Raw genomic sequence first — 22,160 nt, forward strand, 5'->3', positions numbered from 1 at the left:
GCAAAAAGGATAGATCATGCATGTCATGCTGATGACCTATGGGACACGCGGTGATGTGCAGCCCTTTGTCGCCCTTGGCCGTGGTCTCATCGAAAACGGGCATCGGGTCACACTTGCCGCCCCTGAACGCTTCGCCGGTTTTGTTACCGATCACAATCTTGAATTCGCGGCCCTTGGCGATGCGCTGATCGCGCTTATGGATGATCCGCACTTTGGCCGAGCGTCCGATCCCAAAGCATCATGGTTGCAAAAACTGATTTCTCTGTTTGCGATTGGCAGAAAGGCGCGCGGACTTCAGGACGGACTGATCGATGATATTTTCCGCGCAATTGATCAGAACAAACCCGACGTCATTGTGTTTCATCCCAAAACCTTTGGCGCATTTCCGATTGCCAATCATTTCGGCATTCCGGTGGTCATGGCGCAACTGATCCCGTGCTTTATCCCGACCGGCGATTATCCCCATATGGGCGTCCCCGATACTGGTCTGCGAAACCGGTTCGCACGATGCTATAACCATCTGACCGGCAAGCTTGTTTACAGGTTGTTGAACGCAACATTGCGTCGGCAATTTTGTCGCTGGGCGGCCCGACGCAAGAACGGCATTGATGGCAGGTCTTTGGACATCGTGAAATCATGCCAGTCCGGTGCCCTTCGGATCATTCATGCCTTTGGCAACGCCGTGATCCCGCGCCCGTCCGACTGGCCGGAACATGCCCGTGTCACGGGGTACTGGTTTCTCGATACCGATCCGCAAACCGGCATGCCCGATCAGGCGTTGCAAGACTTTGTCGAACGCCACAAGAACCTGATCTATATCGGGTTTGGATCGATGCATGGCAATGATCCGACCGCAATGGCACAGATGATTTCAAATGCCGTTGCACAAACCGGCAAACCCGATCTGGCAGCCATTGTCGCAACCGGCTGGGGTGGTATGGATGACATTGACTGGCCATCCAATATCCTTGCGGTGCGCGAGGTTCCCCACGACTGGCTGTTTCCCAAGGTCAAAATCGTTCTTCATCACGGCGGCGCTGGTACCTGTGCGGCGGCCCTTCGCGCCGGTCGCCCGTCAATCATCATTCCGTTTTTTGGCGATCAACCATTCTGGGCCAAACGCCTTTGGACGCTGGGCGTTGCACCAAAGCCGATAAAACCCGCAAAACTCGATGCCGCAATTCTGGCAGACCGGATCAAGACCGTTCTTCAAACGCAGTCCTATCGCACCAATGCCCAACATCTCGCGGGCAGGATTGCGTCCGAAGACGGGATCAACACAGCAATTGCCGAAATCATCCGTGCGGTCGAAGAAACCGACCACACCCGGACTGCAAGCCTTTGACAGCAGCGCCCAAACCCCATAAACAGCATCATGGTCAAACCGTGATGGAACGCGATACGTGCGACGCTGCTGGCATATCAGCCTGATCTGCAGACAGTGCCTTTTGGCGCTGGTCAGTGTCCTGTTCCTGGCCAATACCATCATGTTCGGCTTCATGCATATTCCGATGGCCAAGGCCAACGGGGCGTCGCTGGCATCCATGATGGATGGCGTGGTTCGCATTCCGATTGTGATTTGTACCGGCTCCACCTTCAAAACCATTCTGGTCCGTGCCGACGGCCTGCCCGATGAACCGGCCCAAAATGCCGATACACCTGATGGTTATGAATGTGCGCTGTGTGGTTTGGGCAATTATGCCTTTGGCATGCCTGTCGCACCGGAATTGCCCAAGCTTGCCACGATCGAGCTTAGCAACGCCGTCACCGCCCTTCATATCACCGCGACAATGCATGGCTTTTGCGCCATTGCCCCGTCGCCGCGTGCCCCGCCTGCTGTTTCCTGTCCTGTAATCAAGCACGTCTGAGAAAACGCACCCGATCGGATCAGATCCATCGGTCGTGGCGTTTTCCGGTCTGCTTTTCCTGAAATTCAAGTGCCTTTACCGGGTCGACAACGTTTCGACCGGGAATGCACGCATCTGGACAAGAAACATGACCAACAATTCCCGATCCCCTGAAAACCAGGGGAATACAAGCCTCTATCGCGCTGTCTGGCGCTGGCATTTCTATGCCGGTCTTTTGATCTTACCCTTCATGATCCTGATGGCGGTCACCGGCGCGGCCTATATTTATCGCGATGAAATTGACGACTGGTATCACGCCGACCTTAAATTTGTTGAGGCATCAGGCAATGCTGCCCTTCCGATGAGTTCACAGATCGACGCGGCCCTTCTTGCCGTTCCGGGCACCCCGGTCAAGGTGATGCCGCCCGCCGATCCGACGCGCAGCAGCGAGATCGTGATTGCCGCCGATGCTGGCGGACGCGAAGCTGTCTATGTCGATCCCTATCGCGGGGATGTTTTGGGCCACATGCCCGATCGCACCACTTTGATGTGGGTGGTTCGGCGTATCCACAGTCTGGCCGAATTCGGCACCATCCCGAACTATGTGATTGAAATTGCATCGGGCTGGGCGATCCTGCTTGTGCTGACTGGTACCTATTTGTGGTGGCCGCGCGGTGATCAGAAAGGCGGTGTTGTCACGCTGCGCGACACGCCCAAACGTCGGCGCTGGTGGCGTGATGCCCATGCGGTGACCGGCATTTTTATTGGCATTTTCATCATCTTCATGGCTGGAACCGGCATGTTCTGGTCGGTCTTCTGGGGCAAATATGCCAACGAATTTGCCAATGGCACACCCAATGGCTACCCATCCGGGGTGCGGGTGGATGTGCCACTTTCAACCATCCCGATGATCGAGGCCTTTGGCGAAACAAGCTGGACCAACGAAAACATCCCGCTGCCGCAATCGGTTGATGGCGGGAATGGACAAACCGCAAATCCGGGCCCGATTGGCATTGATCGTGCGATGTCGATTTTCAACGAAATGGGCCTGACACCGGGCTATGCCATCTCGCTCCCGCGCGGGGAAACCGGCGTTTATTCCGCTTCGATCTATCCTGATGATCTGTCCCTGCAACGGGTCATTCACCTTGATCAATATTCCGGCCGGCCACTGATCGACATGGGATATGGCGATTACGGGCCATTTGGCAAAATCATGGAATTTGGCATCAATGTCCATCTGGGCCAGGAATTTGGCATCACCAACCAGATCCTGTTGCTGGTGATCTGTGCCCTGATCATTTTCATGTCGGTATCTGCGGGCGTCATGTGGTGGAAACGCCGCCCGGCTGGCGCACTTGGCGTCCCGCCGATGCCGCGTGATACCCGCAACCTTACGGTCGTAACCGTGATCCTTGCCATTGGCGGCATCATCTATCCGATGGTCGGCGCATCCATGATTGTGATCTGGCTGCTTGATTACCTGTTCGTTGTCCGTCCGCAACGCAGGCAAAGAACTGCCTGATCCCGCACGAAAACAGGTGCAGCCCGGGTTAAACTCGGGTTGCACAACTTTTCATCCGACGTCCGCTTGCAGAAGAATTTTTTAAAAAATCGCGCTTCGATTGCCCTGCGCACCACCAGCTCAATCCTAATTTTAGATATTGCTTGTATTAAGATTTGCACCCAAAGTTATTTCCGCGACAGCGCGAGACATCACGCAAATCAGCAACGAGGCCACTTTCAATGGTAAATGAAAGCATATGCGAAATTGACGCTGAGACCGAAGATGCTCTCACTAAATTAATAATGGACTGTCCAGAGCTCTCCGAATTGGAAGCTATTCTATCGCGTTTCAATATATTTCATGTCTTGAAAGCGGCCCGTCATGAAATTCGGCATTCCAATATGCTTGCATGGCTCATGACACCGAGTGAGAACCACAGCCTTTCGGATACCTTTATTCGTCGTTGGCTAATGCAGGTTGTTTATGAAGCCGAACACAATCTGGAAGTTTTGTCTGATTTACCTTCGCCGATTGAAATAGATGCGCTTGAAATTGAATTTGTAGAAGTTGCAAGAGAAACCAATAACATTGACTTACTGATCGTCATCCACCCTAAAAATCGTGACGAATGGGTTATTTGCATTGAGAACAAGGTCAATGCAACTCAACGCAAGAATCAACTTAACGATTACCGCAGTTATGTTGAGAAGCGATATACCAGCGCTGAACATCTTCTGTTTATCTTCCTCACAAAAAATGACGAAGAACCTGAAGATCGGAAATTTATTTCCAGTAAGTACACGGTAATTGAGAAGGTCCTGAAATCCTGTCTTGAAGAAAAAACAGACATCATTGGACCCGAACCGAAATTCCTAATTCAACAGTATCTAGAACTATTGTCGGAGGATTTCATGGACGACAACAGGGCTTCATATTTGGCTCGTCAAATTTATAAGAGCCATAAAAAGGCTATTGATTTCATACTTAAAAATATTGATGACCCTCGCTCTGAAGCATCCAGAATTATGGAGGATGTGCTCGCGACCAACCAAGAAGAGCTGGGAATCGTCTTGGCACCAAACCACAAAGGATTGGTACGTTTCCTTCCAAAGGCTTGGGATATCCCCGAAAACAGCGGCGGGACAGCTTGGGGCACAAACAGTCGCTACCTACTCTGTGAGGTTACGTTCTGGACAAAAAATGCCGAGCTTCACATTACGATAGGCAGAGCTCCTGATAGTTGGGCCGACAAAGTCTGGGACCGTGCAAGCATGCCTCCATTCAAGCAGGAATGGAAAAAACGCCCAACGTCCTTCATCAAACCCTACAAATCACGGTCTAGCTTCCGGGTAGAGAACCTCCTTGATGAGGAAGAAGAAGACATAAAGTCGAAATTCTTAGCTTGGATAAGCAAAGAATTAAAACGGGATAAGTTCCTGGAAGCCGTCGAAGAATTAAAAAATATGTTGAATGAACTTGATGTCGAACAACGTTAATTTTACGCCCGGCGAAGAGTTCTAATATTTCATTCTCGAATATCGGCATCAATATCGTGCCGGATCGCCAGTCTGAGCGCATTGAGGATCGCGATCACGTCAATGCCTTCCTGCAACAGCGCACCGGCGACCGGGGTGATATAGCCTGCGGCGGCAAAGCCCATGGCAAGGATGGATAAAACCATACCGCCAATCACGCTTTGCAAAAGGATGCGGCGCATTGCCATGCTGATGTGAAGAAGCTCGTCGACGGTCACAAGCGATGCTTCGGGGATGACCGCCCCGGCCGCATCGGCGGTCACCGCACTTTCCTTGCCAAAGGCAATGCCGACCGTGGCAACAGCGAGTGCCGGGGCGTCATTGATGCCATCGCCCATGAATAGGGTCGGAGCCTTGGCAGCCTCGGCCCGGACGATGGCGACTTTCTGTTCCGGACTTTGCGAGGCAAGGCTGTCGCGGATGCCAAGAAGGTCGGAAAGATAGCTGACCTCGCTTTCGCGATCGCCCGACAGCAGCATGACTTTCTTGAAATGATGGATCGCGCCCAGATGCCCGACGAAATTTTCGCCCTCGGCCCGCGGGGTATCGCGGAAACGAAAAGTCGCGCCATACTGCCCGTCAATCAGCACCACGCATTCCAGCCCCGCCGCTGTTTCCGGAAGAAGGGCTGCGATGTCAGGATCGGATTTCACCATCTTGTTGCGATGGGTCACCACCACATCATGGCCGTCGACCTGCCCGCTTAGACCCTGTCCGGGTTTTTCGGTTGCGTGCGAGACTTCATCAAGGGGCAAATTGCGAAGCCGGGCTTCTTTGAGAACCGCCGATGCCAGCGGATGCTTGGAATAACGTTCAAGCCCGGCCGTCAAACGCAACACCAGATCGGCATCAAAATCCGGCCCTGCCAAAACATCGACCAGTTCAGGTCGGCCATAGGTCAGGGTGCCGGTCTTGTCAAAAATCGCGGTCTGACAGGTCGGCAATCGTTCAAGTACGGTCGGGTCGCGAATAACGATGCCCCGCCGTGCAGCAATCGAAATCGCACTCATCACCGTGATCGGAATGGCAATCAGAAGCGGACAGGGTGTCGCCACCACGAGGACCGCCAGAAACCGCGATGAATCCCCGCTCAGATACCCGACAATAATGGCAAACAACAAAGCCGCCGGGGCAAACCACGCCCCGATCTGATCGCCAAGGCGGCGGATATGCGGGCGTTTTTGTTCGGCCTCGGCCATGACATTCATGATCTGGGCATAACGGGAATCACGTGCGCGTTTTTCCGCCCGGATGATCAGGACCGCCTCGCCATTGATCGCACCTGAAAGGACTGCCGTTCCCGGTGCCTTTGACACGACATAGGGTTCCCCCGTCAGATAGCTTTCATCCATCGTGCCATGCCCGTCGACAACCGTGCCATCGACCGGGGCGGTTTCATGGGGAAAGACCGCAATCAGGTCATTGATTGCGATATCATCAATGGCAATGTTGGCAATATCGCCATCGGCATTCTTGCGATGTGCGACACTGGGCATGCGGCGTGCCAGCGCATTCAGGGCCGAGGATGCCTTGCGCATGGCAAAGCTTTCAAGAACCTGCCCGCCGGTCAGCATCAGAATGATCAGGCTGGCCGCCAGATATTCATCCAGCACAATGCCCGTGACTAAGGAAATGGCGGCCAGAAAATCCGCCCCCATTTCACGTCTGAGCAACTTGATGGCAAGCTGCCCGAGGATCGGCAACCCGCCCAATACAAACAGGATAAAAAGTGGAATGTCGGCCGTTCGATATGCCCCGATCTGCTCGGGTGCGCCCCACATCAGGACAAAATGCCCCGCCATGGCAATCAGCGTCACCGCCAGAATGGCCCGGTTCAGCGCGGGCGCAGACAGGACGTCATCAATCCGCACAAGAACCCTGTCAATTGCGTGATCCGTCATGCCGCCTCCGAACATCATTACATTATCATGGCGTAAAATGAATGATAACGCCAGCGTTCAGAAAACAGCGAAAAGGCGGTCAGAGACGGATCAAAGACCGATCAAACCCCGATCAAACCCCGGTCAGACGCGCGCGACCTTGCCCATTGCCATCGACACCATCAAATAGCTGAAGCCCGATGACAACAGATTGATGCCCAAAAGCAATCCGATCGCCCAGGTGGCCGAACTTGGCAATTCGGCAAAGATCAGGATACCGGCAAGAATGGCGATCGCGCCTGAAAACAGCATCCATTTCCAGCCGGGAAACTGTTGCAGCCACATCCCCATGACAAGCTCGAACACGCCATGCAGGATAAAGCCGATTGCCAGCAACACCGTCAGTGTCACAATCCCGCCAAGCGGCAGGAACGCCAGCCACACACCGATCACGCCAAATACAAGCCCCTGAATGATATCAACACCGCGGCGCGTCGGGGTATCGGCATTCCAGGCCCCGTAAAAATGGCCAAGTGCGCCAATGATAAACAGCCAGCCAATGATCGTCTTGAACGCAATCGTGGTCGCAAACGGAAACGCCACCGCAAGGATCCCCAGCACCAGCATGACCACGCCAATATTGCGAAGCCGCTTGCGGCCCTTGTCAAGAAGTCCGCGCATTTCCGGGGTGCCGTCATTTACGATCTGGGTCATTGGCTTGCTCCTGCCTGACTGCGGTTTGTATCAACAGCTTCAACTCAAAATAGTTCATTTTGTTCCGACTGAATACAAAAGTTTATGAATTGCAACATGTTGGGAGGCTGTGATTGGTGATGCGATTGGCACTATCCCCAACCAAAACCGGGGTTAATAACCGGCCCTGAAACCGCCCCGGCAAGGTCTTGAAACCCGGCCTTTGGCGAAAAAATTTCACCCCTGTTTTGCACCACCTGATGGTCATGCGGATGCACAGGGTACGGGTGGCCTGCCATTGCGGGGCTTTCTGGAAGTATTATAAAGAAATAGTGATAACTGGTTCACAAATGCAGGCTTTGACAGGCCGGTTTCAAAGGTCTATTGAAAATCCGTATCTTTCCAATCTGGATAGAAAGCCGTGAGAACCACCCGAAACACCATACCGGTCGTTCGACGCACACTGTCACTCTTTGTCGGGTGGCTGTTGCTGGTGAACGCCCTGATGTTCGGGTTCATGCATGCGCCTGTCGCCCTTGCATCGGTTCCAAGCGGCATTGAAACTTCCGATGTGACCTATGTGCCGTTGATCATCTGTACGGCAAACGGCATCAAAACCATTTCGGTTCCCGCCGAGATCGCCAAGGATGGCGGCACATCGCCGCACAGCTCGGACGCTTATGAAGGCTTCCAGTGCGCCAGTTGCGGTCTTGGCAATCATGCCGTGGGCATGCCCGTCGAACCGGAACTTCCGCAAGTTCACCGCATCCGGCTGTCAAATCAGGTTACGGCCCTTCATATTACGGCCCGCCTGCATGATTTCTGCCCGATTGCGGCATCACCGCGCGCCCCGCCCGCTTTGATCTGATTTTGTTTCGGCTGCGTTGGGCGGTTTTGCGCCACTGATGTATCCAGACGCCCGGAATCCGTGCCTGAAACAGTTGTCCTTGCCCATCCAATCGGGCCATCCCGGATGCCATGCCGGGTCAAAAGACTGGTGTCGATACGCGACCCCGCACTTGCCGCGTATCCTGATTTTGCCAATGGGGGACAACCCATGAACAAACAAGACGCCTTTGAACTGCTTGAAAAACTGGCGGAACCGGCAGCTCTTAACCTGCCCGCAGATGCCAGCATCGGCCACCATGCCGAAGATCAGACCTATATCTATCTTCTGGCAAGCGGCCTTGCGCTTCGGTGCAAATATACAGAAGACGGCGAAAGACAGGTCTGCCGGGTTTATCGCCCCGGTGACTTTATCGGGCTTGAGATGCTCGCAGTCAGTGATCCGTCACTGGTGATCGAAACCATTGCACCATCGATCATCAAACGCCTGCCGATCCAGCGGGTGCAAGCCGCCCAGCAAAAGGATCGGCATATACAGGCTGCGGTCATGTCACTGCTTGCGACCGAGGTCATGGACGCCCAGCAGCTTAAAATAAGCTTCGGCACCGGATCGGCGATGCGGCGCATCTGTCGGTTCCTGCTTTGGGCGTCGCACAAGGATCAGGTTGCCCTGCCCAACCGTGAAAAGCTTGGCAATATCATTGCGACCACGACCGAAACGGCCAGTCGCATGATCGCCAATCTCAAACGTGAAGGGGCCATTTCCAAAAGCCCGGCCTTGCCGACCGTCATGCAAATCAATCGTGACAAGCTCTGCAAGGGGGCGGGCGAAGCCCCGCAACAATCCGCGGCCTGAACTACGGTAAGGGCCATCCAAGCCGATCAAACCAAAAGGTGCATGGCATTTTGTCATGCGCCTTTTTTTCCTTGTTTTCGGGAAATGGCCCACGACACTATTGGGTTAGCAGGCTAACGGGCTAGTGGGCGGTATTGCCATGACCGCTAAGCGGGAAGTGCGTCGGCGCGATCTTGTTGGCCTTGAGCAACGCTTCCATATCGGTTGCCGAAACCGGCTTGCTGAAATAGAAGCCCTGAACTTCGTCGACACCCTCGGATGCGATATGTTCAAGCTGGGTTTCGGTTTCGATGCCTTCGACATTGACCGCCATGCCAAATGACCGTGCCAGGAACACCACCGCACGCACAATCGCGGCATTGCCGTCTGAACTGTCGATATCAATGATAAAGGACCGGTCGATCTTGATCTTGTCGACCGGGAACCGTTTCAGATAGGCCAGCGACGAATAGCCGGTACCGAAATCATCAATCGCGATCCGGATGCCCTGATTACGCAAAATGCCCAATGTGATGGCCGCTTCGCGCGGGTTGTCCATCACCGCACCTTCGGTGACTTCGAATTGCAGCTGGCGCGGATTAAGCCCCGACCGCGACAGAACTTCGCCGACACTTTCGATCAGATCTTCATGACGGGCCAGTTCAAGCGGCGACAGATTGACCGAAATCGTCAAGTCGCCATATCCGTCATCGCGCCAGGCGCGGGTCTGTTCACATGCACGGGTCAAAACCCATTTGCCGATATCGCCGATAATGCCCATGCGTTCGGCCACCGGGATGAAATCGACCGGACTGACCGGCCCGCGCGACGGGCTGAACCAGCGTACAAGTGCCTCCATCCCGATGATGCGATGCCCGCCCATATCAATGATCGGCTGATAGAACAGTTCAAGTTCATCATTTTCGATCGCATGGCTCAGATCGCGTTCCATCGCCTTGCGTTCCTGAACCTCGACCTGCAATTTCGGCTCAAAGAAATGATACCGGTTGCGGCCTTCGGCCTTGGAGCAATAAAGCGCCAGATCGGCATTGCGCAAAAGGTCCTTTTCGTCGCGACCATCTTGCGGATACATGCAAATCCCGACCGATGTCGATGCCTGGACCTCGTTGCCATCAAGCATGAAGCGTTCGGAAACCCGTTCAATCAGACGCTGGGCGACAAAGGTGACTTCCTCGACCGAACCCGGTTCATGGATAAGAACCGCAAATTCGTCACCACCAAGCCGGGCCACCACATCCTCGTTGCGCAGACAGACGCGCATGCGCTCCCCCACCCCCTGTAAGAGTAGGTCGCCGATAGGATGACCAAGCGTGTCGTTGATATCCTTGAAGTTATCAAGATCGAACATCATCAGCACAAAATTGCGCCGTTCGCGTTTGGACCGTTCGACCGCCGCGGCAAGGCGTTCCTGGAACAGGGTGCGGTTGGGAAGCCCCGTCAACCCGTCATGATGGGCCAGAAACTGAATGCGGGCTTCGCTGCGTTTGCGGTCGGTAATGTCAGTGATCGATCCTTCGATCAGGCTCGGCCGGCCCTTTTCATCGCGGACCAGACGGGCATTTTCCTCGACCCAGATGATCTTGCCATCCGTTCGGCGCAGTTCGGTTTCAAAACCGTGGATCGCACCATCGCGCATCAACCGCCCCGTCAGGCGCAACCGGCTGACCGGATTAAGGTAATGATGCTGAAGTTCCTCACCCTGGGCCATCAATTCATCAACGGATTCATATCCCAGGATCGACACAAAGGCCGGGTTGGCCGACAGGACCGGGCCAAGTGGTCGGCTTTGATAAAGACCTTCGGCAGAGTTTTCGAAAATCCCGCGGAATTTTTCCTCGGCATGGCGCAGCGCGCGTTCAACCGCAAGCTTTTCGGTCACGTCCTGCCCGATACAGATCACACCGGCAACATCGCCATCCTCGCCGAAATGCGCACGCGCATTCCACTGCAACAGGCGGATTTCCCCGTCGCGTCGTTTGAACGAAAACACTTCATCCTTGATGATTTCACCCGATAACAGGCGGCGCACAGCCATGCGCACCCGCGCTCGGTCGCTTTCGATCAACAGAAAATCAAAGAAGTTCTGACCGGCGGCCTCCATCCAGGAATAGCCAAAAGTCCATTCGCATTCGCGGTTATATTCAAGAATGCGTCCTTCGGAATCCAAAAACAGGATGACACTGCCCGCGGTCTGGACCAACGCGCGATAGCGTTCCTGACGACGGCGCAGGTCATATTCCGCCTGCCGACTTTTGGTGATGTCGGTAATTGTGACGCTATATCCCAGAAGCCCGCCGCCCTCGCCGCGGATTTCGGTTGCGTTGAAGCGCACCCAGATCTGACTGCCGTCCGAGCGGCGCATTTCAATATCGCGGGCCTGAACACCGATGCCGTTCGCCAGATCACGGCGCAACTGGATACGGTCGCTGTCCTGGGCATAGAAGGATTCCGGACGGCGCAAATAGGCCTGCATGACCTCGCGCACGGAATCATAATTAAACAGGCTCGCGGTTTCTTCGTTCACACTGGTAATGGTGCCATCGGCACTCAGTTCAATGATCCCGTGAACCGCATGTTCAAGCGCGCGGCGATAGCTTTCCTCGCGGGTGCGTTCCTGTCCGAACAGAACCACGAAATCGGCCCCGAACAGCGGCATGCATTGCCATTGGAAGAAACGCTGTCCGTAATGGACCGTGCGCGAATTTTCCGCATCAAATTGCGGTCCATCATGATCGACAAGGGCGCGCTGATCGCTGGGATGGGCCAAGGCAAACGGGGTGACAAACCCCATTTCAAGTGCAACCTGTTCGGCCGCACTGTTGGCACAGCGCAACGCACCGCCACGTTCGAAAATCAAAACCGGTTGCGGCGAAATCAGGCTGCCCATGCCCGAAGACACATCATCATCCATCACCAGCAGACGGATATAATCCTGTCCGCCCACGGTCAATTTCCAGCCAAACAGAACCCTGTCAGTGCCTTTGACCTCTGATGTGCGGCTGTGATAACCGCCTTTTTCAAGGATTTCGTCTGCCAGATCGGGCAACAGCTGCGCCAGGCAGCCAAGATCATCGATCTTGTGCCATTCGGACTCTTCCAGGGCCTTGTCGAACCAGGGAATCCATAACGAATTGACAAGAAGTCGCTTGCGGACAGGATCAAACAATCCAGCCGGCATACGCAGGTGGCTGATCAATGCCGCCAATGTGTCGACGGAATTGATTGCTTTGATGTCTCCCATATCCGCTTTAATCGTCATATTCGTTATCGCTGCGAGACCATAACTGCTACCCCATGCACTGCAAAGGCAATTTTTCCCCAAAGAGAGCAGGCAGCCACTTTATTTCGCTATTATTTTGATCCGACGTGTTTTTTTTATTTTGCCCGAGACACGTGCGTCATTCGACGCATTTTTAACCCCCGCGTGACCGGCGCAAACAGATTGCGCCAGATTTTCCTACGCAATCATTAAAATCCAAAAAATTTAATTGCTTAACTGTTGCCCGTAAATTGTTATCAGCTTACCATTTGAACGCCTAATGGTTGTCACAGTTTGGCGGTATCCCCGTCAAATGTCCGCAGAGACGCGTTTCTGACACCCATATTGGAAAGGAGTAACCAACGTGATTTCGCATCAGGACGCCTTGATCTACACAATGGTTATGGTTTCGGCCGCCGATAACGACATTACCGATGCCGAACTTTCTGCGATGGGACGCCGGGTGCGTTACCTTCCGATTTTTGCCGGGTTTGACAATGACGGGGTGACCACGGTTGCCCGCGATTGCGCAAGTCTGCTTGGCGAAGAAGACGGGATGGACCGTGCCCTGACGATGATTCGCGACGCCCTGCCGCGCAAATTGCGCGAGACCGCCTATGTCTTTGCCTGCGAAATTGTTTTGTCTGACGGTGAAATCAGCCAGGAAGAATTGCGTATCCTTGAACTCCTGCGTCACCGGCTTGATATCGATCGGCTTGTGGGTGCGGCAATCGAACGGGCCATGGCTGCTCGCTATGTCCGCCCCGGCGATTTTTAAGACCGAACCGGCACACCAGACTGTATGCTCACTGTTATGCTCAATGTATGGTCCGGATCGCCCGGCTCTGCCGACCGTAACCGTCCCGCACGGGACAACACAAAACACAACATCATAAATCAGCATTACCTGAAAGAACGAGGCCCCGTCTGATTGAAGTTGTGGCATAACAAGCGCATTTCGGGCATGGTCCCCTTGAAATCGCAGCTTTCATCCATGCCGCAATGTGATATGGCCTTGCCAACATGTTTTGCCGCACATGTGCCCGTCCGGCGCAGGTGCGGTTGCGTATCGACGTAACTGTTTTCGCCCACCGCCAAAAAGGGACTGCTGTCATGACTGCTCTTTCCGGGGAAAAGATTGCCTTTATCGGACTTGGACTGATGGGGCGCCCGATGGCGCTGAACCTTGAAAAGGCGGGTGCCCACCTGACGGTCAATACCCGCAATCCCGAAACGCTCAATGCCTTTGAAGATCTTGGCATTGCAACGGCCGGCACACCGGCCGATGCCGTGTCCGATGCCGATATCGTCATCATCTGTGTTGCCAACACCCCGGCCCTTGAAAACGTCCTTCTGGGCGAAGACGGAGTTATTGACGGCATGGAAGAAGGCACAATCGTCATCGATATGGGCACCACGGCAGTTGATGCGACACGCCGGTTTGCCGATGCGGTCGAAGATGCCGGTGGCAAATGGATTGACGCCCCGGTATCGGGCGGAACCCATGGTGCGGAAAACGGCACATTGTCGATCATGGTCGGTGCTGATCCCGAAGATTTCGAACGCGCCCACCGCGTCTTTGAAGTTCTGGGGGCCCGCGTGACCCATGTTGGCGATGTCACATCAGGTCAGATCGCCAAGGCCGCCAACCAGATGATTGTCGGCATTACCATCGGCGCCGTCGCCGAAGCCTTTTCCATGGCTGATGAAGCCGGTGTCGATCTTGGCAAGCTGCGCTCGGCACTGACCGGGGGCTTTGCCGATTCTGCGATCTTGCAGAAACATGGCGAACGCATGATCGAACGCAATTTCGAACCGGGCGGCAAGGTCGTCACCCAGCGCAAGGACCTTTATCAGGCGCTTGATTTCTCCGAAGGCGAGCTTGGCCTTGAATTGCCGATCACCCGTCTGGTGATGGAACTGTATGACGAAGTCATCGCCATGGGGGACGGTGATCTGGATCATTCGGCCCTGATCAAAGTCTATGAAGAAGACTGACGAAAACCGCATCGAACTGACATCGGTACTGACCTGTCCGGAATGCGGTCATGTCAGTACCGAAACCATGCCGACCGACGCCTGCCAGTATTTCTATGACTGCACGGGATGCGGTGCGGTTTTGCGCCCGCTTCCGGGGGATTGCTGTGTGTATTGTTCATACGGCACCGTCCCCTGCCCGCCGGTACAGCTGCATGGCAAACATGCCGATTGCTGCGCCCCGACCCCGTCGGGTGTCCCACCGCACGACTAGGCTGTCGCACGATTTTCCCCGCCATCATCAGGCCGGTTTATGTTTGCCGAACCGATACAGGTAAAGGCGATCAGTGCTGGTTTTCATCGGCACTTCGCCAAACGCCTGCCAGCCGGGAATGGCAAAGCCGCGCGATATGACAATCGCTCCGTCGCCCAGACGCTGCGAACAGACATCGCCCACATCGGTCATCACACGCGGATCAATAAAACACACCACCACATCCCCGGGATCGCGATCAAGTTTGCGAAAATCGCCACGGATAAAACGCAGGTTCGGCTTGCCCGCCAGAACCGCGCGCATCCGGCTGATCGCATAGGGAACGGGCGAAAGTTCAATCCCGGTGACCGAAATATCGGGACGGGCCCGCGCAATCGCGATCGCCAGATCCCCCCAGCCCGACCCGAAATCGGTCACCGACCGGACATCGGCGGGGATATAGGCGATAATTTCATCGGCCGCAGAACGCAAAGTCGGCATCGGCACCGATTGCAGGCGAACCGAATAGATCGCAATCAGGGCCAGAATGATCACAACAAAAACAAGTACCGATAAATCCGTCATATATCCGCGAAATATGTTACTGTCCGCCATGGGTTCCGACCCAGGTTCAATCACAGTCCTGCCATATGGCGGCATCCAAATCCAGAAGATACAAGCATGCATAACGACGATACGGAAAACCGCATCACCGAACTTGAAACCCAGCTCGCCCACATGGATTCCGTGGTAAGCGACCTTTCTGACATGATCAAATCCCAGTGGGACCGCATCGATCTTCTCGAACGTCAGAACAAACTGATGTCTTCTGATATTAAACGCATGATCGATTTTCTGCGTACAGCCCCCGAAGACGACGCCCCGCCGCCCCATTATTAAGGACGGGCTTCGTTTCGCGCGATCTTTTGGCTGAGCCCTGACCGATCGCGCCCCACCACCGAGTTTGCGAGAAAGACGTGACCAGCCCCAACGCCAACCCTTATCTCGACATTCCCGTCTTTGACGACTTTGCCAAGGTTCTTGACGGGTCTGTCTATCGGTCCATTCCCGATGACTGGTGGGTTGGCACATCCGATATTGTCGGATCGACCGGGGCCATTGCCGCGGGCCGGTTCAAGGATGTCAATATGGTCGGGGCATCGGTGATCTGTGCGGTTGGCAATGCGCTGGGTCATTCCGACTATCCGTTCATGTTTGGCGGCGATGGTGCAAGTTTTGCCTGTGCGCCCGACCGCATTGATGCGGTCCGTGACGCAATGGCGGCAACCGCGACATGGGCGCGCGAAACCCTTGGCTTTGAATTGCGCATCGCGCTGGTGCCGATTGCCGATATCCGCGCGACCGGCCGCGATGTGCGGGTGGCGCGCTTTGCCGTTTCACCGCCGGTATCCTATGCCATGTTCAATGGTCGCGGCCTCAGATGGGCCGAAGACCAGATGAAATCAGGCCATAACAAGATCCCGCCAGCCCCGCCGGGCACCCGGCCCGATCTGTCGGGGCTGTCCTGTCGCTGGTCACCGATCCGCGCAACCGGCAGCGACCATATCCTGTCGATCATTGTCCATCCCGCCGATGACCGCGCCCGGTTTGATCACGTCGTCACCGGCCTTTTTGACATTCTCGATGACAGCCCGCGCAAAAGCAGCCCGATCCCGGCGCGCGGTCCCGACTTTTCCTTTCCGCCCAAGGGCCTGAAACTCGAAGCCCTGGCGACCCAGCATAAGGAAGGCGGCTATCTCAAGGCCTGGATCAAGGCACTTTATATTTCGCTGATTGCGCTGGTTCTGATGAAAACCGGCTGGAAACTGGGGGATTTTGACCCCAAACGCTATCGCGACTTTACCGGCTACAACACCGATTTTCGCAAGTTCGGGGATGGTCTTTGGATGACTGTCAATTGCACGGTACAGCGTAGCGAAGAAATCGATGCCTTTTTGCGGGCTGCCGAAGATCGCGGTGATATCCGTTTTGGCCTTCATCGTCAGCGCACCGCAATCATGACCTGTATCGTGCCGTCCATCACCAATGATGCCCATTTCCATTTTCTGGATGGCGGCGAAGGCGGTTATACTGCCGCGGCATCGGCCTATAAGGCCAAAATTCCCGATACTGATCCCGCATAACATGCATGAAATGCATCAATCATTTCGAACCAATAGATTGATTGCATCGCGATAAAAAATCCATGACACTGTCGCGACCCTTGGCAGCTGTGGATATGGATCATGGATACCCGCGAACTCGAAGCATTGATTGCTGTTGCCGATGCCCAATCCTTTCACGGGGCGGCAAACCGGCTGGGCCTGACCCAGCCTGCGGTGACCCGGCGTATTCAACGCCTTGAAGAACGCATCGGCACATCGCTGTTTGACCGTTCGACCAAGCCGCTGCAACCCACCCCGGCCGGTCATCGCGCCCTGACCGAGGCGCGCGATCTGTTGCGCAGGCTTGACGGGTTCAGTGATTCCGTTACCGGCATGGCGCGCTGTCATGGTCCGTTCCGCTTGGGCGTCAGTCACGGTGCCGCCCCGCTGCTTGCCGCCCGCGAATTGCGCGATCTCCATCAGGCATTCCCCGACATGTCACTTACGATCAAAAGCGGCTGGTCGGCCGAACTTCTGCCGCTTTTGCGCCGGGGTGAAATCGATGCCATGCTGTCGCTTGACGGCCCGCACGGCATTGTCGGTGGTGTTCAAAGCCGCGACCTTCCGGTAAGCTTGCTGCCGGAAACCCTGCTTGATGACCATATCGTTGCCATCGGTCCGAAATCGGCCCGTCAGCACCCGACCACCATCGCCGAACTTGCCAGACACCCGATGGTGCTGATGCCCGAAGGATGCACTTTTCGTGCCCTTGGCAATGCCTGGGCCCACAAGAACGGGGTGGAATTCAATTCCGTTCTCGAAGTATCGGCACTTGAACTGCAAATCGAAATGGTCGCTGCCGGGGCCGGCTATGGCATCATGGCGCGGCGTTTTTGCATGCACAGTCCCGCCCATGACCGCATCCGCATTCTTGATATTCCCGGCATGAACTGGGGCATGGCAATCACGTTGATTAGGCGGGCCTCCAGCGGGGACCTTAACGACATTATCGACAAGGTTGGTGAAATCGTCATTCGGGCCGGCGAGATGTCCAACCTCGATCATGCACGAATGTTATCAGCATCATGAACCGAATGAATTGGACGCATTGACGATCCGCCGCCACAATCGCCACCAACTTGCAATCTGCCTTTCGGAGGACACCTGATGAGCCCCACCCAAAGCCCGCAAAACAGTCCGGGACGCATGACCATCATGCGCGCGACCAAATGGTTCCCGTGGCTGGTTCTGCTTTGCGGCTGCCTTGTTCTGTCGCTGAACCTTGGCGTGCGACAGTCGCTTGGCCTGTTCATTCCCGACATGCTCAATGATACCGGCTGGAATGCTGCCACCTTTGGTCTGGCCTTTGCCATCCAGAACCTGATGTGGGGGATTTCGGCCCCGATCGCCGGGGCGCTGGCCGACCGGTTCGGCACCACGCGTACCCTGATTGGCGGATCGGTTTTATATGGTCTTGGCCTTTATATGATGGGCACGTCATCATCGCCCGGCGAATTGCACCTGACCGCGGGCTTCCTGATCGGGACCGGGGTTGGTGCCACCAGCTTCCCGGTGATCCTTGCTGCCATCAGCCGGGTATTCAGCCCGGAACGCCGAAGCTTCGCCCTTGGTCTGGCATCGGCCGGTGGTTCGGTTGGCCAGTTCATTATGGCACCGACTGCACAGGCGCTTAACGGATCGCTTGGCTATGTCACGACCCTTGCCATTCTTGCCGCGATTTCGATGCTGATTGTTCCGGCCGCTTTTGCGCTGACCGGCAAGGCCGAAGGCAACAGCCCGACCGCGGCCCCCGATCTTGGCCCGCAAGGATTGGCTGCGGCCTTCCACGAGGCCCGCAAACATCGCGGCTTCCTGCTTTTGAATGCCGGTTTCTTTGTCTGCGGTTTCCATATTGCCGTGATCGCCACCCACCTTCCGACCTTTACCGAACTGTGCGGCTTGCCGCGTTCTGTCGCCGCCGAAGGCCTTGCATTGGTCGGGCTGTTTAACATCTTTGGCACCCTGACGGCCGGTTGGGCCGGTGGCAAATGGCGCAAGAAAAATGGCCTGTCGGTGATTTACGGCATGCGGGCCCTTGTGATTGTCGCCTTTATCTTTGCGCCCAAAACATCTGAAACCATCTTGCTGTTTTCGGCATCGATGGGGGCGTTGTGGCTTTCGACCGTGCCGCTGACCAGTGGCCTGATCGCACAGGTTTTCGGCCCGCGCTATATGGCGACCCTGTTTGGCATCGTCATGCTGTCCCATCAGATCGGGGCCTTCTTTGGCGCCTGGATGGGCGGGATTGTCTATGACCTGACCGGCAATTTCGATGCGGTCTGGTGGGCATCGGTTGCGCTTGGCATCTTCGCGGCCCTCGTCCATATGCCGATTGATGACAAGGAATTGCGCAGCACGGCCAAAGCGGCCTGATCACTGCGTGAATATCTCAAAACCGGGGCGATCTGTTTTGGCAGGTCGCCCCTTTTTTACGGTCTTTTCGCGTCAGGTTCTTTGGGGTAAAAGCCGGTCATGGACAGACCGATTTACATCACGCCCGAGGGCCTCGAAGCCCTTAAATCCGAACTCGACCACCTTTGGAAAAAGGAACGGCCCGAAGTGGTTGCCGTTGTGCATTGGGCGGCGGGCAATGGCGATCGTTCGGAAAATGGCGATTACATCTATGGCAAAAAGCGTCTGCGCGAAATTGACCGCCGGGTGCGCTATTTGCGCAAACGGATCGAGGATGCGGTGGTTGTCCGCCCCGAAGAACAGCCCGATCATTCCCGCATTTTCTTTGGCGCGACGGTGACTTACGTCAATTCCCGTGACGAGGAAAAAACCATCCGCATCGTCGGCGAGGACGAGGCCGACAGCCTGAATGGCAAGATCAGCTGGATTTCCCCGGTCGCCCGCGCCCTGATGAAATCGGGTGTCGGCGATGTCGTGACGGTCCGCACCCCGGGTGGCGAGGACGAACTGGAAATCCTCGATATCCGCTATCCTGCCTGACCGGCAGGAATTCCCGTATCATTTGCCAGCAATCGGCACATGCAGGCCCATGTTCAGCCTCTAGCTTTTCTGGCCGCTTTTCTGGCATCTTTTTCTGGCATCTTTTTCTGGCATCTTTTTCTGGCATCTTTTTCTGGCAAAAGTTGCATATCTTTTGTCAGAAAAAGACGTCATGAATGGACGTCAAATCGTTACTTTGGCGGGCAGGATGAAACAATTTGTGCTGAGAAGTCTTGCGCAATCAATCAATTCGCGCCCATGATTGGGTCGTAAAACGCGGCGGATTGAAGATGGATTGCTTCCCCCGAAATACGTGATTTCTGACGAACTTTATCGACATTCAAGAAAACGGCCGGAAATTGAAAATGAGTGATTCTACGTTCCCGATTGGCATGAAACTGCGCCATGCACGCAAGCTCAAAGGAATGAGACTGTGCGATCTTGCCGATCAGGTCGAATGCTCCGAAGGCTTCCTGTCAAAACTTGAAAACGACAAGGTCAAACCGTCGCTGCAACTGTTGCATCGCATTGTCGCGGTACTGGAAACATCCATCAGCGCCCTGTTCAGCGAAGCCAGTGACAGCATCGTTTCGCGTGCGGGAACAAGACAGGTCCTGCATACCAGCAACATCCGTCCGGGCGAAGGTGTCAGCCTTGAAACGCTGGTTTCCCCGTCATCGGGGCATCTGTTGTTTGGCACGATCCATATTGTCCGCGCCGGTGGCGGCAGTTCGGGCACCATCGTTCACGAAGGCGAAGAACTTGGCTATGTGCTCGAAGGTGAACTTGATCTGAATGTCGATGGCGTCGAATACCATCTGATGCCGGGCGACTCATTCTTCTTCCCGTCCAGAATGCCACATGGCTATCGCAATCCGACGGATAACGAAACCCGGGTTCTCTGGGTCAACACCCCGCCGACCTTCTGATTTTTCAGGCCTAAGTAAAATTACTTGCGTATTAGGCAAGTGACTTGACCAATAGGAAAGACTTGGTCAGTATGCCCCCTGCTGGCTAACTCGCAAACCCACCGCACACAAGGTGGCCAGGTCAAAATGACCCAGGTTCGGGAAGAAACATAACTCTCGCATCGATGTGGCTGGCGAAACCTCGGAACCCTTTTCAAAGGGTCTTTCCGGGCTGTTTTCAAAAAAGCCAACAGGGGGCTTATCTTTATGAAATTTCTAAGCAAATCGGCTGTTTCGGCGATTGCATTCTCGATGGCGCTGACCGCTGGCGCGCATTTCGCCGACGCCAAAGACAAGGTAAAAGTTGCCTTTATCGGCCCGCTGACCGGCGGTGTTTCCGCAGTGGGTGTGGGTGGCCGTAACTCGGCAGAACTGGCAGTTCAGCTTCGCAATGCCGACCCGAATGCCAAATACGAGTACGAGCTGGTTGCAATGGATTCCGAATGCAAACCGAACGTTGGCGTTCAGGTCGCAACCAAAATTGCCGCAGACAGATCGATCATTGGCCTTGTCGGGCATTATTGTTCGGCGGTCGCAATGGGCGCGGTTGATATCTATCACAAATTCAACCTGCCAATGTCGGTCTGGGGTGCGGTTCTGCCCGACGTCACCTATGGCAATGACTACAAGGAAATTCACCGTGTCAACGGCACGATGATCAACCAGAACGATGTTGCGGCAAAGTTCATGACGGAACAGGGTTACAAAACCTGGGTCATCATTCATGACACGACCGATTACGGCAAAGGCCACGACAAGTATTTTTCTGAATACCTGACCCAGAACGGTGGCGAAATCCTTGCTGATTTCGGTGTTCCGGCCGATCAGCAGGACTTTACCGCCGAACTGACCAAAGCCAAGCAGCTTAACCCGGATGTCATTTATTTCGGTGGTCTGACCCCGCTTGGCGTGCGCATCCGTGCCCAGATGGAAAAACTTGGCATCACTGCACAGTTCCAGGGCGTTTCGGGCATCAAGTCTGACTCCTTTATTGACGGTGTCGGTGCCGACCTGTCCGAAGGCGTGGTCAGCTTCCTTGAAGGTGCACCGGTCGACAAACTGCCAGGTGGCCAGTATTTCACCGAAAAATACAAGGCAGCCGGTTTTGCTGAATCCGAAGAAGCCTATGGACCGTTTGCGTTTGCGGCGATGAACCTGATTCTTGATGGTATCGAGGAAGTCGGCCCGAACCGCAAAAAACTGACCAAATACCTTGGTGACATCCACGGGTATGAGTCAATTGTCGGCGAAATCTCGTTCGATGATCACGGTCAGAACACCGTTGCGGCCATCACCAAATATGTCGTCCAGGACGGCAAATGGGTTGTCTGGGAAGACAGCGAATACGCAACAGGCAAGCGCAAGCTCGCAGGCAAATAAGCCGGTTGAAACGCTCCCTTCCCTGTCGGGTTGTTCCTGACG

20 protein-coding genes are annotated in these 22,160 nt (G+C 55.0%); 16 read left to right on the forward strand and 4 right to left on the reverse strand.

All coding sequences use genetic code 11. The features are described from left to right. The first annotated feature begins 16 nt into the window (after window positions 1–16). The 4 genes from WA429_RS05575 to WA429_RS05590 all read left to right on the forward strand — a co-directional run bounded on the left by WA429_RS05575 (window position 17) and on the right by WA429_RS05590 (window position 4,850). Window positions 17–1,345, forward strand: a complete 1,329-nt coding sequence (locus WA429_RS05575) for a glycosyltransferase (protein WP_287465725.1) — start codon at window positions 17–19, stop codon at window positions 1,343–1,345. 103 nt (window positions 1,346–1,448) lie between these two features. Next, window positions 1,449–1,868: a DUF2946 family protein gene (locus WA429_RS05580; protein ID WP_287465724.1), complete on the forward strand. Its 420-nt coding sequence runs from the start codon at window positions 1,449–1,451 to the stop codon at window positions 1,866–1,868. Between the two features lie 127 nt (window positions 1,869–1,995). Then, the gene (locus tag WA429_RS05585) at window positions 1,996–3,372 is read left to right on the forward strand and encodes a PepSY-associated TM helix domain-containing protein (protein WP_287465723.1); all 1,377 of its coding nucleotides are present in this window, start codon (window positions 1,996–1,998) and stop codon (window positions 3,370–3,372) included. A 221-nt stretch (window positions 3,373–3,593) separates the two neighbouring features. Continuing rightward, entirely contained in the window at window positions 3,594–4,850 is a 1,257-nt protein-coding gene (locus tag WA429_RS05590) for a PDDEXK-like family protein (protein ID WP_206927915.1), read from the forward strand. A gap of 29 nt (window positions 4,851–4,879) precedes the next feature. On the opposite strand, the gene WA429_RS05595 is transcribed toward WA429_RS05590, so the two are convergent. Together WA429_RS05595 and WA429_RS05600 are read right to left on the reverse strand one after the other, a co-directional pair. Then, on the reverse strand, window positions 4,880–6,790 hold the full coding sequence (locus tag WA429_RS05595; RefSeq protein WP_287465722.1) for a heavy metal translocating P-type ATPase: 1,911 nt from the start codon (window positions 6,788–6,790) through the stop codon (window positions 4,880–4,882). 123 nt (window positions 6,791–6,913) lie between these two features. Next, window positions 6,914–7,483 carry an HdeD family acid-resistance protein gene (locus WA429_RS05600; RefSeq protein ID WP_286886905.1) on the reverse strand — a complete coding sequence of 190 codons (570 nt, stop codon included), beginning with the start codon at window positions 7,481–7,483 and terminating at the stop codon, window positions 6,914–6,916. Window positions 7,484–7,883: 400 nt separating this feature from the next. On the opposite strand from WA429_RS05600, the gene WA429_RS05605 reads away from it, so the two are divergent. After that, complete coding sequence (locus WA429_RS05605; protein WP_068517587.1) at window positions 7,884–8,330, forward strand: DUF2946 family protein; 447 nt, start codon at window positions 7,884–7,886, stop codon at window positions 8,328–8,330. Between the two features lie 189 nt (window positions 8,331–8,519). Continuing rightward, window positions 8,520–9,164 (forward strand): Crp/Fnr family transcriptional regulator, encoded by a 645-nt coding sequence (locus WA429_RS05610; protein WP_101247479.1) that lies wholly within the window; start codon window positions 8,520–8,522, stop codon window positions 9,162–9,164. Between the two features lie 121 nt (window positions 9,165–9,285). Here WA429_RS05610 and WA429_RS05615 read toward each other — a convergent pair whose 3' ends face one another. Then, window positions 9,286–12,423, reverse strand: coding sequence for a sensor domain-containing protein (locus WA429_RS05615; protein WP_231856672.1), 3,138 nt, complete (start codon window positions 12,421–12,423; stop codon window positions 9,286–9,288). A gap of 364 nt (window positions 12,424–12,787) precedes the next feature. On the opposite strand from WA429_RS05615, the gene WA429_RS05620 reads away from it, so the two are divergent. The 3 genes from WA429_RS05620 (at window position 12,788) to WA429_RS05630 (ending at window position 14,674) form a co-directional block, all read left to right on the forward strand. Then, window positions 12,788–13,201 carry a tellurite resistance TerB family protein gene (locus tag WA429_RS05620; RefSeq protein ID WP_082817709.1) on the forward strand — a complete coding sequence of 138 codons (414 nt, stop codon included), beginning with the start codon at window positions 12,788–12,790 and terminating at the stop codon, window positions 13,199–13,201. Between the two features lie 245 nt (window positions 13,202–13,446). Beyond that, window positions 13,447–14,421 carry an NAD(P)-dependent oxidoreductase gene (locus WA429_RS05625; protein ID WP_082817708.1) on the forward strand — a complete coding sequence of 325 codons (975 nt, stop codon included), beginning with the start codon at window positions 13,447–13,449 and terminating at the stop codon, window positions 14,419–14,421. Next, entirely contained in the window at window positions 14,408–14,674 is a 267-nt protein-coding gene (locus WA429_RS05630) for a GDCCVxC domain-containing (seleno)protein (protein ID WP_287465718.1), read from the forward strand. The genes WA429_RS05625 and WA429_RS05630 overlap by 14 nt, the downstream gene beginning before the upstream one ends. A 27-nt stretch (window positions 14,675–14,701) precedes the next feature. Here the strand turns inward: WA429_RS05630 and WA429_RS05635 are convergent, their stop codons facing one another. Beyond that, window positions 14,702–15,268, reverse strand: coding sequence for a class I SAM-dependent methyltransferase (locus WA429_RS05635; RefSeq protein ID WP_287465717.1), 567 nt, complete (start codon window positions 15,266–15,268; stop codon window positions 14,702–14,704). 66 nt (window positions 15,269–15,334) lie between these two features. Here WA429_RS05635 and WA429_RS05640 point away from each other — a divergent pair, with 66 nt between their 5' ends. The 7 genes from WA429_RS05640 to WA429_RS05670 all read left to right on the forward strand — a co-directional run bounded on the left by WA429_RS05640 (window position 15,335) and on the right by WA429_RS05670 (window position 22,118). After that, entirely contained in the window at window positions 15,335–15,553 is a 219-nt protein-coding gene (locus WA429_RS05640) for a SlyX family protein (RefSeq protein ID WP_068517582.1), read from the forward strand. A gap of 77 nt (window positions 15,554–15,630) precedes the next feature. After that, the gene (locus WA429_RS05645; RefSeq protein WP_287465716.1) at window positions 15,631–16,797 is read left to right on the forward strand and encodes a DUF3095 domain-containing protein; all 1,167 of its coding nucleotides are present in this window, start codon (window positions 15,631–15,633) and stop codon (window positions 16,795–16,797) included. A 102-nt stretch (window positions 16,798–16,899) separates the two neighbouring features. Further along, a complete protein-coding gene (locus WA429_RS05650; RefSeq protein WP_287465714.1) occupies window positions 16,900–17,847 on the forward strand; it encodes a LysR family transcriptional regulator in 948 nt (315 codons plus the stop codon). Window positions 17,848–17,925: 78 nt separating this feature from the next. Then, window positions 17,926–19,191 carry an MFS transporter gene (locus WA429_RS05655; RefSeq protein WP_228194244.1) on the forward strand — a complete coding sequence of 422 codons (1,266 nt, stop codon included), beginning with the start codon at window positions 17,926–17,928 and terminating at the stop codon, window positions 19,189–19,191. Window positions 19,192–19,290: 99 nt separating this feature from the next. After that, entirely contained in the window at window positions 19,291–19,770 is a 480-nt protein-coding gene (gene greB, locus WA429_RS05660; RefSeq protein WP_287465713.1) for a transcription elongation factor GreB, read from the forward strand. Between the two features lie 365 nt (window positions 19,771–20,135). Then, window positions 20,136–20,699 (forward strand): cupin domain-containing protein, encoded by a 564-nt coding sequence (locus WA429_RS05665; RefSeq protein WP_287465711.1) that lies wholly within the window; start codon window positions 20,136–20,138, stop codon window positions 20,697–20,699. A gap of 246 nt (window positions 20,700–20,945) precedes the next feature. Continuing rightward, entirely contained in the window at window positions 20,946–22,118 is a 1,173-nt protein-coding gene (locus tag WA429_RS05670) for a branched-chain amino acid ABC transporter substrate-binding protein (RefSeq protein ID WP_068517573.1), read from the forward strand. The last annotated feature ends 42 nt before the right edge of the window (window positions 22,119–22,160 follow it).

Source organism: Thalassospira sp. CH_XMU1420-2, from assembly GCF_037029325.1.
In the GTDB taxonomy this organism is placed as follows: domain Bacteria; phylum Pseudomonadota; class Alphaproteobacteria; order Rhodospirillales; family Thalassospiraceae; genus Thalassospira; species Thalassospira povalilytica.